The sequence below is a fragment of the Enterobacter sp. CCUG 70166 genome (assembly GCF_020224095.1).
GTDB lineage: Bacteria > Pseudomonadota > Gammaproteobacteria > Enterobacterales > Enterobacteriaceae > Enterobacter > Enterobacter intestinihominis.
Genome location: NZ_NRIQ01000019.1, coordinates 153,412 through 166,190 on the forward strand (window position 1 = coordinate 153,412; position 12,779 = coordinate 166,190).

General features: G+C 52.3%; 11 protein-coding genes. 7 read left to right on the forward strand and 4 right to left on the reverse strand.

The window, feature by feature from the left end:
• Window positions 1-29 precede the first annotated feature (29 nt).
• Window positions 30-1,019 (forward strand): 2-hydroxyacid dehydrogenase, encoded by a 990-nt coding sequence (locus CKK19_RS09615; protein ID WP_003857375.1) that lies wholly within the window; start codon window positions 30-32, stop codon window positions 1,017-1,019.
• A 659-nt stretch (window positions 1,020-1,678) separates the two neighbouring features.
• A complete protein-coding gene (locus CKK19_RS09620; RefSeq protein WP_063853677.1) occupies window positions 1,679-2,515 on the forward strand; it encodes an alpha/beta fold hydrolase in 837 nt (278 codons plus the stop codon).
• A gap of 87 nt (window positions 2,516-2,602) precedes the next feature.
• Here the strand turns inward: CKK19_RS09620 and CKK19_RS09625 are convergent, their stop codons facing one another.
• Entirely contained in the window at window positions 2,603-2,776 is a 174-nt protein-coding gene (locus CKK19_RS09625) for a GnsA/GnsB family addiction module toxin (protein ID WP_022648006.1), read from the reverse strand.
• 306 nt (window positions 2,777-3,082) lie between these two features.
• Window positions 3,083-3,361 (reverse strand): DUF1471 domain-containing protein, encoded by a 279-nt coding sequence (locus tag CKK19_RS09630; RefSeq protein WP_003857380.1) that lies wholly within the window; start codon window positions 3,359-3,361, stop codon window positions 3,083-3,085.
• Between the two features lie 249 nt (window positions 3,362-3,610).
• Between CKK19_RS09630 and CKK19_RS09635 the strand changes: the two genes are divergently transcribed.
• Window positions 3,611-4,201, forward strand: a complete 591-nt coding sequence (locus tag CKK19_RS09635; RefSeq protein ID WP_032624324.1) for a DUF4142 domain-containing protein — start codon at window positions 3,611-3,613, stop codon at window positions 4,199-4,201.
• A gap of 75 nt (window positions 4,202-4,276) precedes the next feature.
• On the opposite strand, the gene CKK19_RS09640 is transcribed toward CKK19_RS09635, so the two are convergent.
• Window positions 4,277-6,373, reverse strand: coding sequence for a pyrroloquinoline quinone-dependent dehydrogenase (locus CKK19_RS09640; protein ID WP_063853678.1), 2,097 nt, complete (start codon window positions 6,371-6,373; stop codon window positions 4,277-4,279).
• 10 nt (window positions 6,374-6,383) lie between these two features.
• Window positions 6,384-6,749 (reverse strand): hypothetical protein, encoded by a 366-nt coding sequence (locus tag CKK19_RS09645; protein ID WP_045621686.1) that lies wholly within the window; start codon window positions 6,747-6,749, stop codon window positions 6,384-6,386.
• Window positions 6,750-7,119: 370 nt separating this feature from the next.
• On the opposite strand from CKK19_RS09645, the gene CKK19_RS09650 reads away from it, so the two are divergent.
• The 4 genes from CKK19_RS09650 (at window position 7,120) to CKK19_RS09665 (ending at window position 12,706) form a co-directional block, all read left to right on the forward strand.
• On the forward strand, window positions 7,120-7,977 hold the full coding sequence (locus CKK19_RS09650) for an alpha/beta fold hydrolase (RefSeq protein ID WP_038415997.1): 858 nt from the start codon (window positions 7,120-7,122) through the stop codon (window positions 7,975-7,977).
• Window positions 7,978-8,098: 121 nt separating this feature from the next.
• The gene (locus CKK19_RS09655) at window positions 8,099-9,064 is read left to right on the forward strand and encodes a magnesium and cobalt transport protein CorA (protein WP_022648001.1); all 966 of its coding nucleotides are present in this window, start codon (window positions 8,099-8,101) and stop codon (window positions 9,062-9,064) included.
• Window positions 9,065-9,412: 348 nt separating this feature from the next.
• The gene (locus tag CKK19_RS09660; protein ID WP_225455109.1) at window positions 9,413-9,628 is read left to right on the forward strand and encodes a hypothetical protein; all 216 of its coding nucleotides are present in this window, start codon (window positions 9,413-9,415) and stop codon (window positions 9,626-9,628) included.
• 135 nt (window positions 9,629-9,763) lie between these two features.
• The gene (locus tag CKK19_RS09665; protein WP_225455110.1) at window positions 9,764-12,706 is read left to right on the forward strand and encodes an autotransporter domain-containing protein; all 2,943 of its coding nucleotides are present in this window, start codon (window positions 9,764-9,766) and stop codon (window positions 12,704-12,706) included.
• The last annotated feature ends 73 nt before the right edge of the window (window positions 12,707-12,779 follow it).

Below are 12,779 nucleotides of genomic sequence, written 5' to 3' on the forward strand. Positions count from 1 at the left end.
GTGGTTCCAAAATCACTGGAGAAAGTCTTATGAAACTCGCGGTATATAGCACAAAGCAGTACGACAAAAAGTATCTGCAACATGTTAACGAGACGTACGGTTTCGATCTTGAATTTTTCGACTTTCTGCTGACTGAAAAGACGGCTAAAACCGCCCACGGCTGCGAAGGCGTGTGTATCTTCGTTAACGATGACGGTAGCCGACCGGTACTGGAAGAGTTGAAAAAACAGGGCGTGAAATACATTGCCCTGCGCTGCGCGGGCTTTAACAACGTCGATCTCGATGCCGCCAAAGAGCTGGGTCTGAAGGTCGTTCGCGTTCCGGCTTATTCTCCGGAAGCCGTGGCAGAACATGCCGTCGGGATGATGATGTCGCTCAACCGTCGTATTCACCGTGCCTATCAGCGTACCCGTGATGCCAACTTCTCTCTGGAAGGGCTGACCGGCTTTACTATGTACGGTAAAACCGCAGGCGTGATCGGTACCGGCAAAATTGGTGTGGCCGCCCTACGCATCCTGAAAGGATTTGGCATGCGCCTGCTGGCATTTGATCCGTATCCAAGCGCCGCTGCGCTGGAGCTGGGCGTGGAGTATGTCGATCTGAAAACGCTCTTCTCGCAGTCTGACGTCATCTCCCTGCACTGCCCGCTGACTCCTGAAAACTATCACCTGCTTAACCAGTCGGCGTTCGACCAGATGAAAGACGGCGTGATGATCATCAATACCAGCCGCGGCGGACTGATCGACTCTCAGGCCGCTATCGAAGCGTTGAAAACGCAAAAAATCGGCGCGTTGGGTATGGACGTGTATGAGAACGAACGCGATCTGTTCTTTGAGGATAAATCTAACGACGTGATTCAGGACGACGTGTTCCGTCGCCTGTCGGCCTGCCACAACGTGTTGTTCACCGGCCACCAGGCGTTTCTGACCGCCGAAGCGCTGATCAGTATTTCGGAAACCACGCTGGGGAATTTACAGCAGCTTGATAAGGGCGAAGCGTGCCCTAACGCGATCGTTTAAGACCGTCAGGCCGGGTGGCGGTAACCTCTGCCCGGCCAATAATAAGCCCATCAGAAAAATAAGCACAGGTTAACTATTAAGATGGCTAACGTTCATCGTAAATATAACAATCAAGGATATGACTGTTCCGGTGTGACCATATCAGAATGAGGCTCTGCTGAAGGCTGCGTGATTTGCTGCACTATCGTAACCAGTTGTTCAAAAACAGCTCTCATTTGCGTCGGGTAGGTTAAAGACAACCAGGTTGCCAGCACTGCTCCAGCCAAAAAGCCCAACTTCATACACCATCCCTAATAAATTTAGCGAGATACAAGCTTTAACGTATGTGTGGTGCCGGGTGCCTCCCGGTGAGTCGTTGGTCAGCCACCTTGACCCGCTACTGATTGCCTAAGCTACACGTGCTGTTTAGCCCCTCCGCACAGGGGGATTCACCACGCGAGAAAAATAACACAGTGCCCCGGCTGGTTTAGGGGATATTTCGTTTAAAAATAAATAATGACCATACAAAATTAATCTATAACTGTTTTCAGGAACCCTTCTACACTTTAAGCGGATATATCAGTAATAAGATTAATATAAGTCAGTTTTATTACGTCCCTAAATGCTGGGCTATTTACTTAGCCTTCACACATGTTGCCATTAGCAGAGGAGTCTGAAATATGGCATTCGTAACAACGAAAGATGGTGTCAGTATTTATTACAAAGACTGGGGTCCGAAGGATGCGCAGCCGATCGTTTTCCATCACGGCTGGCCGCTGAGCGCCGATGACTGGGATAACCAGATGCTCTTTTTCCTTGCAGAAGGCTTCCGCGTCATCGCCCTCGACCGTCGTGGTCATGGTCGTTCCGATCAGGTGAGTGAAGGTCATGATATGGATCATTATGCCTCCGACGCATCAGCCGTGGTCGAAAGCCTTGATTTGCGTAATGCCGTGCACGTCGGCCACTCCACCGGCGGAGGCCAGGTCGCCAGATACGTTGCGAAGTACGGCCAGCCTCAGGGGCGAGTGGCCAAAGCGGTACTTGTCAGCGCCGTTCCTCCGCTGATGGTAAAATCAGACACGAACCCCGGCGGTACGCCCATTGAAGTGTTCGACGGCTTCCGCCAGGCGCTGGCCGCTAACCGCGCCCAGTTTTACCTCGACGTCGCCAGCGGTCCTTTCTATGGATTTAACCGAGACGGAGCAGAGGTTTCGCAGGGAACAATCCAGAACTGGTGGCGTCAGGGTATGATCGGTAGCGCCAAAGCCCACTATGATGGCATTAAGGCATTTTCAGAAACCGACCAGACGGACGATCTCAAAGCTATCACCGTTCCCGTGCTTGTGTTGCAGGGTGATGACGATCAGGTCGTCCCGTATAAAAATGCCTCCCTTCTTCAGGATAAGCTGCTCGCAAACAGCGAGCTTAAAATCTATCCAGGCTTCCCGCATGGGATGCATACCACGCATGCAGATACCATAAATGCCGATATCCTGACGTTTATTCGCCCATAAAGACGTTGATTATCCATAAAACAACCGGGCACCACGCCCGGTTCTCTTTTGCGGCAAGAATTGAGCGACCATTTCAGGAAGAAACGCTTACAGGAGTTTGATTTTTACTTCATACCCCTCCAGGCCTGTCATGGCCTCACGAGCGATAAACTCAATTTCAGATACTTCCTGCCCTGTTTTTTTTCGTAATTCTGCAATTTTTTTGGCTATAAGCGCTGAAATTTCTTCCTCTGCCTTTTGCGTCATTGCGTCAACTTTCATATTTACCTCTTGCGGCCGTTTACTGTTTCCAGTATCTAACTGGTTTTAACCATAACCCTATGTAAAGCGTAGACTATCTGCGTTACGTATGCTGCCTTCACCTTGAGATGAGGGGCAGATGGGGCCATTGCATTTAAATATGCATTTAGATTGCATTATTTGAATAAGCTGTTATTGTGCCAACGCCTTAGAGCACATAAACATAAGAAAAGATTTGACTCAAACTCGCCCCGCACCAGGGGCATTTTTTTGCTCCCTATAAGCAAAAAACCCGCCATGAGCGGGTTTCTGCGTTATTCGGAAAGATTATTTGAAGACTTCTGCTACGGCCTGGAAGTTAGGGCCATGCTCTCGAGCAGCGATGATGACATAGTATTTCCCGCCCTTCTCATCTGCCAGTTTCGAGAGTTTTTGATGAAGATCTGAAGGTGAAGAAATTTGTCCACCTGAAGCCCCTACAGATACATTGCCCAGGTATTCAAGTTTGAAGTGGTGCGCTTCATCTTTGGAAATCATATCTGCCGCAGATGCGCCAAAGCTTGCAACTGTTAAAGCCAATACACTCCCTAATAGTGCTTTTTTCATATCATTCCTCCTGTTAATAAATCTATCTATTTAAAATTAGCATCAAATATGGGAATGATCCGTGCCAATGTCGTAGAGAGACTGAGCGATAAGCGTCGCCTGTTGAGCATTATTACCTGCCCTCTCTGACGCAACCTGCGATTACAGCAGGTTCATCTACTATACTGACCTGTGAAGTTAGCATTTATCTGCCCGGTTGCGCGTAAGGTAACCGAAACTTACCTGTACCATGACCATCAGGAGAACAATATGCACACGAGTAAAACCCTGAAAAGGCTGCTAGCCGTATCAGCAGTTGCAGCAATGTTCAGCACCGTTGGCGTACAAGCCCAGACGACAAGCGCCGCGCAAACTAACGCTGCGGGCCAGGCTCAACCGGACGCCAGACTCAGCTCCGGCGACGAGAAAGCGTTGAAGGACATGGCGCAGGCCAATATCAACGAAGTCGCCGCCGCCAGGCTCGCCCTGGACAAGGCCCAGACCAGTGAAGTGAAAACATTCGCCCAGAAAATGGTCGACGACCACGGCGCCGCCCTGACCAAAGTGCAGGCCGTTGCCCAGAAAAAGGGCGTAGAGCTGCCGACCGAGCCAGACGCCGCCCATAAAGCCCTGAACTCAAGGCTTGAAAACCAGCGCGGTGACGCTTTTGACAAAATGTATATGGAATATGCTGGCGTGAAGGACCACGAGAAGGTGCTGTCGAAGCTTAAGAGCGACGCCAGTAAAATCGACGATCCGGATGTGAAGGCTTTGGCCAACGAGCACACGCCGGTCGTTGAGCAGCATCTGAAGTCCGCCGAGCAGATGTCAACGCGAGCTGGCACATCAGCCGATAAATAAGTGCGTCGGTGAAACGACTACTGCAAAATAAAGTGGGGCCCGCAGGCCCCACGCTTATTTCACCTTCCTGATGAATTATTCCGGCAACGCGTAGACAACCACCTGATCGCCTACCTGATCCTTCAGGATCGTGTTCCCGCCAGCCACGAAGGCCACATACTGCCGACCCTTATATTCATACACGGACGGGTTCGCTACCGCTGGCGCTTCTGCCTGATCGGACCACAGCTCCTCACCGCTCTCTACCGAGTAGGCACGCACTTTGGCATCCATTGAAGCACCGATGAAGATCACGCCACCCGCCGTCACTGCCGGGCCACCAATGGTAGGCGAACCCCAGCTTTCCGGCATGAAGAAGCCATACTGCTGTGAGGCGCCAACCGGACGACGCCATTTCACATCGCCCGTGTGCATGTCTATCGCCACGATTTCGCCAAATGGCGGCTGCCAGCACGGCATGCCCAGCCAGTTGCTCGCCACCAGCAGACGCATACCGTACGGGGCGCCTTCCTGTGGGGCAAAGCCGCTTTCATTGCCGGAGTCTTTGTCCGCGTTATCGTAATCCTCACGGCTGTAGAGCTTCACGTACTGAACGATATGCGAGGTGTTGACGATGGCGATCTGTTTTTGCGGATCGAACGCCACCCCGCCCCACTGCACGCCGCCGGCGCTATCGGGATAGGTGAGCGTGCCTTCGCCTTTGGTGGTAGGCGGAGTATACATTCCCTCATAGGTCAGGTTATCCCACAGGCGAGAGCACTGGCCGCCACCGACGATATCCGCCAGCTTCCAGATTTCCGGCTTTTTCGACTGGTCGAGCAGCGGAGCAGGTTTGGTCGGGAACGGCTGTGTAGGCGAGAGAACTTCGCCCTGGACCGAACCATCACCCTGCGGAACCGGACGCTCTTCGATTGGCCATACGTCCTCCCCGGTCAGGCGGTTAACCACAAACAGGAAGCCCTGCTTGGTGGCCTGAACCAGCGCCGGGATCTGCTTGCCGTCTACGGTGATATCCATCAGCGTCGGGGCAGAGTTGATGTCGTAATCCCAGACGTCGTGGTGTACCCACTGACGGGACCAGACCACTTTACCGGTGTTGATGTCCAGCGCGGTGGTGGAGGTGCCAAGCGGAATTGCGTCGACGCGGTTGCCGCCCCAATAGTTGGGAGACGGCGATGAGACCGGGAGATAGACCAGCCCATTGGCCTCATCGGCGGACATGTGCGTCCAGACGTTAGCGGTACCGGTACGCTTGCGGATCTCTGCCGGTATCGCCTCAAAGGTCCATTCAAGCTTGCCGGTCTGGGCGTTGACAGAAAATACGGTACCCGGAGGCGCTTCGGCATAGGCCCAGTCTTTCCCGGCCCAACCCACCAGCAGATGGTTGCCGACGACGGTTGGCGGTTGCAGGACAGAGAGCGGATACTTGGCGTTAACGGTGTTCCACTGATTCAGATCCAGCACCCCATTGTCCGCAAAGCCGCTGCACGGTTTGCCTGAATCGGCGTCCAGCGCAAAGAGCTTGCCGTCAACGGTGCCCATATAGACCATCTTCTGGCACGCCTCTCCCTTCACCGGATTTTTGGCCTGCCAGTAGGAAACGCCGCGGTTTTTCAGCACCGGCTGGGTCAGTGCCTTGCGCGACGATTTGGTGTCATAGTGCCACTTCTCTTTACCCGTGCCCGGATCCAGCGCAATCAGGCGATCGAAAGGGGTACCGATGTAGAGCGTGTCGTTAGCGAAAATGGGCGTTGCGGACCACACGGTCGCTGGCGTATCACCTTTACCATCCGAGACGTCGCCGGTATGGAACTCCCAGACTTTCGTTAATTTACTGACGTTATCCGCCGTGATCTGGGTAAGCGGGCTGTATTTCTGCGCGTTAAGCTGGCCGTGGAAGCTGTCCCAGGTTGGCGTGCCGGGCACCAGCGGCGTCGCTGGCTGGCTGGCCGAGGCGGCTTTCTTTCCGTCACCGCTACCGGTTGAGGCATCGTCTGTGGTTTTTGTGGTTCCAGGCGCCTGCTGATCGGCCGCATCAATATTCAGTGATTCCTGGGTCCCCTGAGAGGCCTCAGCGGCTTTATCCTGCGCCTGCAGCGCGAACGGGGTGACCAGCAGCGCCAGCGCCGTCATGCTGACTTTTATGAAGGGATAATGCTTATCGTTATGCACGGGCGGCTCCTCAGGTTCTGACGGAATGGTTGTAACGGGCGGAATGGCTGCTCAGCATAATCAGACCAATCAGGCCGACCACCATGGCTGCCGTTATGATGTACTGGTGCAGCAGCGCGGCGGCAAAACCAATACCCGCCAACACCACCAGGGTGACAATAATCAGGAAAACACGCGCCCCGCGCCCCGATGCCGCACGTAACACAAAGATCAGTATCGCCAGCACCGCGCTGGCAATGGCCACGCCCAGTGCGCCAATGGTGTCTGTGACGCCGGTAAGCGGCGTCCACCAGGCGTATAGCGCCACCGCGAAGCCTATAACCGCGGCCAACAGCAGCAAAATAGTGCCGACGCGCGAAGATTGAGAATGCAACATACCAGGAATCCCCCTCTAAAAAATGCAAAATGGACCAACATTAAGGCGTTTTCGTGGATATATGTCCCTGCTGTTCGCGCGTGCAATGGCTATTAAAACAACGCGACGTGAAAAAAACGGCGGCATATTTCACTAAACGTAACTGAGTATAGAAGAGGATTTTTTAAAGGGGCGTTTATCCGGCGAGTCCCCTTCCTCACGTTGAGCCCATAAGGCAGTGTGTTTCGCTAAAAACGCACGGGCGAGGTTTATTGTCTGCTTTGAGCGAGGGACAAACGCTGGGGTGTAAAAAAAAATCGCCAGATGGGGTAGTAAAGGCTAGATTTAATTCAGGCATAACTGGTATGACCACATAAATAAGGCTCTATGAATGCGTTCAGTCATAATACCCGTCAATGAAGGTGGATTTCTGGCAGCCACAATTTGGGAAAGAAGCGATGCCAAAGCGATAGTGCTCCTTCATCCGGCAACGGCGGTTGTACAGGGGTTTTATAAGGGATTCGCAGAATATCTTTTTAACAGAGGATTCAACGTCCTCACATACGATTATCGCGGCACCGGCCTCTCTAAATCCGGGCTGGTCCGTACTTACCGCGTTTCTATGTCTGACTGGATCGACCAGGACGTCGGATGTATAACCGCCTGGGCTAAAGCACATTTTCCAGGGCTTAGCCTGTTGGCGGTAGGACACAGTGTGGGCGGGCATGCCGTTCTGCTTTCAACAGCCACCCACGCCCTGCAAGCTGCGGTCATTGTAGCCTCACATGCCGGGGTGACGAGCACCATCAAACGCACCACTGAAAAGGTGCGTGTCTGGTGCGTATTGCGTGTTCTGGCTCCGATTCTGTGCCGTATCTTCGGTTACATGCCTGCCAGGCGCCTGGGGCTGGGTGAAGATTTACCGGCACCAGTCATGCTTCAATGGGGGCGCTGGAGCGCAATGCCTGGATATTTTTACGATGATCCACACTGGAATGCACGCCAACGGGCAAGTGAGATCACCCTACCCGTGCTGGTAATGGGATTTGATGACGATCCCTGGGCTAACCGTGAAGCTATTGCGCGGCTGATGGAGCCGGTGCAACAAGCAAAAATAGAACGCTGCGAGATACGGCACGCAGAGTTTGGTCTTTCGTCCATTGGGCATATGGGATTTTTTCGTACGCGATGTGCGGAGAAATTATGGCCCGTCGTCGGTCAATGGCTGGAGAGTCAGTGCCCGGATTGAACGACGCGTGAACATGACCTTTCTGAGTATTCAACATATTAAAACCTGCCGGCATAAAAATTTGGAAATTTAACGGAAATGGTTAAGCTTCTTAGACACATGCTTAAGGGATAGTCAGGAAATGATTGTTAACTGTATGGTCTACCGTTCAGGCCACCCCGCCGAAACCGTAGATATTGAGGATATCAGTGAAGTCATCCAGGATACCGATGCGTTTATCTGGCTGGGGCTTTGGCAGCCTGAACCTGCGTTTATGTACAAAGTCCAGGAGGAGTTCGGTCTGCACGATCTGGCCGTTGAGGATGCGCTTAATGCACATCAGCGGCCTAAAATAGAGCGTTATGGCAGCTCGGCATTTATCGTTGTAAAAACCGTCAGTGGACAGGACGACAATATTGAGTTTGGCGAAACGCATTTGTTTGTGGGCCGAAACTTCCTTATTACGGTGCGCCATGGTGCTTCAGTGAGCTATGCACCTATACGCGCCCGTGCTGCTGAGGCCCCGGACATGCTTTCGTACGGTCCGGCTTATCCTCTTTACTGTATTCTGGATTTTATTGTTGACAGTTATGCAGAGCTGACTGCGCGCCTCAACACCAAAATTGGTGATATAGAAGCGACACTTTTTCACAGTGAATTTGACCGTGAAGCTATTCAGGACGTGTATTCCCTCCGCCGTAATCTACTCGGGCTTCGCAACGCCGCTCAGCCAGTAGAAGAAATCTGTACAGAGCTTATTCGCATTCATGAAGAACTTATTCCAAAACCCCTCAGGGCGTATTTCAGAGATATTCAGGATCACGCAAGCCATGTAGTAACGGATGTAAATGACATGCGTGAGCTGCTAAGCAGCGCGATGCACGTTAACCTGGCACTGGTTTCAGTGCAGCAAAACGAAGTCGTGAAGAAACTGGCCGGTTGGGGGGCCATCCTCGTGATCCCGACGGTAGTCTTTAGCATGTATGGTATGAACTTCGAACATATGCCGGAACTGAAGACGCTCTTTGGCTATCCGGCTACGGTCGCTGTCACGCTGGGAGCCTGTGTATTACTGTGGCTTCGGCTCAAACGCTCTCGCTGGCTTTGATTGATAAGCGATCTGATAGTTTTTGGTGTCGTGAAGTACAGTAAAGCCTCACGCTTATGTCGAATATGCCACGACACCATACCCTATCCGTTATTTCCCCTGCATATGTCGGTACATTCCTGTTCACCGGGACCCGGTTTCTCAATCCGGGATCGCCCGCTCCACCGTTTATAAAATCCTGAAAAACGAGGCTATCACAGGGCAAGGTCACTCGTTATTCTAAATTATCAAACCACATCGATAATTATTATATTTGTTTATGATTCATTGAGCTCAGATGTGAATTTATATTGACGGACGTAAACATTATTTTTTCACACATGGATGGTTAATATGAAAAGGGTTTTTATGACGGCTGCATTAACGGGTTTATTTGTCAGTAATAATCCGTATGCAGGAGAAAGCTATCTGGTCTATAACCCACATAATATTGCGGTATTTGAAGTGCGTTTCTTTAATGTTGGCGACGGCCCCTTTATGCCGGACTGGCCGAATGCGTCTGAGTCAACCTGGGATCTTGGCCAGCAACAAAAAGAAAAAATACTCGATGCTATGCGTTACTGAGCTGAGGTTATTACCCCCAGCCCGGGGCAACTGCCTGCCATTATCAATGTGGGGACGTTTAACGACGAGAATGCCGCAGGTTCCAGCGATTCAGTTACCGACGGCATTATAAGTCTGACGCAGTTGCAAGGCGCATTGAACGGCATTGATACCGGAGAGCTGACCTTTGGTTCCCACGCCCAGTTCATCATGGGCAAACTGGATTTTGATAACGTTCCCTATGTGCCCGCGCAATTGCCGCGCACTGGAAAGGCCGATCTGGTCAGCGTCGCTGTTCATGAGCTGGCACATGGACTGGGAATATCCAATATGGTTACCGATCTGCAAGGAAGTGGCACATTCACGCCCGCTTTCGATACCGTGCCTTTTGGCTCCTGGACCAGCCATCTGCGCGATGACCGTGGCAATCCTGCCCGGCCAGGGCAAGTAATATTGTGTAATGGATGCAATAACAGATGGGATCCACAAGGCTTTGATGTACGGCTTGATAAAGGCTATTTCACCGGCAGGCATGTGGATGAAGTCCTTGCAGGCGCCATGCCTGGCGTGCCGGTGAAAATGTTAGCAGACGACGGCTCGGTCGATGATAACTACATGAGCCATATCGAGCTGAAAAACAGCATGATGAGCCATCAGAACTACCGCAATTACACCACGTTTATGGAAGCGGAACTGGCGTTGCTGCAGGATATGGGATATCAGATTGACCGGCGTAACTTTTTCGGTTTTTCGCTATATGGCAACGGGCAAACGCTCGTTAACCGCAATGGCTATTTTCAGCGTAATCAGCAGGCGGATGGCTATCTGGCTGGTCAATACAATACCGCTAATCTGGGAGTTGGCCTGCATGTGTATGGCAGTAATAACCATATCTTTCAACAAGCGGACCTGTTGACGTCAGGGGCTGGCGGCGCGGGCATCCGTATAGATGGGCAAAATAACACCCTGAGCATCGATCCCGGTGTACGGATATACGCCGATGGCGTTAATGGCCGTGGGGTGATGTTTGCCTACGGTAAACAGCACAGCCTTATTCAACGTGGCGACGTTCAGGCACTGGGAGCCAGTGGCGTCGGTATCAGTTTTGATTTTGGCAATAACCTCCTGGGTAACGAGGTGGACTATCGTGGATCCTGGCTTCATATCGTGGACGGCTATTACGATGCGTTATTACCCGAGTTGCAGGGAGCGCTGGTAGACAATGCCGACATCAGCGGACGGGTTGCCGGTAAAGGCGCGGCGATTTATATATCACCGAACGCGCTGGTCGGTAATATAAATATATTAACGGGTGCCCGGCTGGAGGGTGATATTTATTCGGACTACGCCCAGCGGGATGACTATGGCCAACAGCGGTTAACGCTGCTTACCTTCGGTCGGAAGGCAAATGCGTACGGGCAAGCGACGGAAGCTGCCGATGCTGATTTCAGCTTTACGTACCGCGGAAACATTGAAGGTATCAATAATCTGGCACTGGACGCGCACGGAGGGAAAACCTCGCTTAACGGCGATTTCCAGATTTACAGCATGACTATCGCGCCAGGTGCCAGCCTGTCCGGCAACGCCAGCTATACGCTTAATGAGGAAGGCCGCTTTGTAAATAACGGGATCCTTGCGCCGGGTAATTCACTTGGGCAAATCAATATATCCGGTGCTTATCAACAGGGGAATACCGGGCAGTTGTTGTTGGAAGTCGACGGGCGCGGCAGGCATGATACTCTGCGAGTGGACGGTCACGCACAATTTGACGGTCAACTGACGTTTGCGCCGCAGCCGGACTGGTACGCAACAAACTGGCGTCTGAATACGCAAGATTTGCTAAAAACGGACGCTTCCGACGGCAATTTCAGTGCGGTGAACAGCGTGCTCCGTTCACCCACGCTAACGCTGCAAACAACGCCACAGGGAAAGAATGGCTGGCAGCTCTCAATGCTGCGCGCTGCAAACGCATACAGCAGGTATGCGCAGGACGCTAATGCGCGGCAGGTAGGGCAAGCGCTGGAAAAAATTGTGGCGGAAGCTAAGTCGGATATACAACCGCTGTACCGTACTCTGGATTTCTCAGCCACTGATGGCGGGAGTATCAGCAATGCCTTGCCGCAACTTTCTGCGGGCGCCTACAGCGCCATGTTCGCAAATTCCCTGCAGCGTGAACAGCAGATAGCGCGGATCGTTGGCGGGCCAAATCCTGTGGTTATGCCGAAGCAACTGACGGAAGGCGAATGGCGCAGCTTTGCCATACCCTTTGGCGGCGGCTTCTGGCAACAGCGTCAGGGTGACAGTGTAGGGTACGACGCCAGCAGTTATGGCATTGTATTCGGTGCTGAAAAACAAAACGATGAGAATCACAACTGGATTTATGGCTTTCATGGTGCGGTCAGCGGTCAGTCGGTGACGGTGAAATCACCAGAAACCGCAACCGGGAAAACCACTGCTTTCGATCTGGGTGTTCATGCTCGTTACGGCGCTGAAAGGTCCGAAGGAATGTATTTATTCGGCACTGGCCGATTGGGTATTGAAGACAGCTGGCTGGACAGAAACATTAATGTAGAAACTTACGGAGCAAGCCACCATGCCACCTGGACCGGATTGTCAGGTTCTGTTACGGCCGGCGGAGGCTATCGATGGGCGCTGAATAATAATGTGAACGCCGGACCGGTAACGTCATTGAATTACACCACATTACATCGTCCCGGCGTGAAGGAAAGCGGCAATGACGGCAGCCGACTGATGCTGGGTTCGCAGACCTTCGATTCTCTGAGATCAAGTATCGGGGTGAATGGTAACTGGAATGTACCCCTCGCTTCAGGGGCATCGTTCGCAGCTGAGCTGCAGCTCACCTGGGATCATGAACTGCTTGATGGCAACGTAGTGCAACAAGCCTCTTTCGCCAACTATCGAAGCACAGGGTTTAGTTCCAGGAATCAGGTGACTGGTCGTGACACTCTGGGTGTTAAGGCAGGTATGAGCTATAAAATCAACGCTGATGTCGAATTGGGCATCGGGGTTGAAAGCGAAATGTTTCGTTCTGGCTATGACTCGATTGCAGGTAATCTTTCAGCCACCTGGCGTTTCTGATGTCTGAGGACGAGAAAATAATAGGACTGGCCCTGTCCCCGGCGTTGCCGGGGTATTCCTGAAGGCTTTTGAT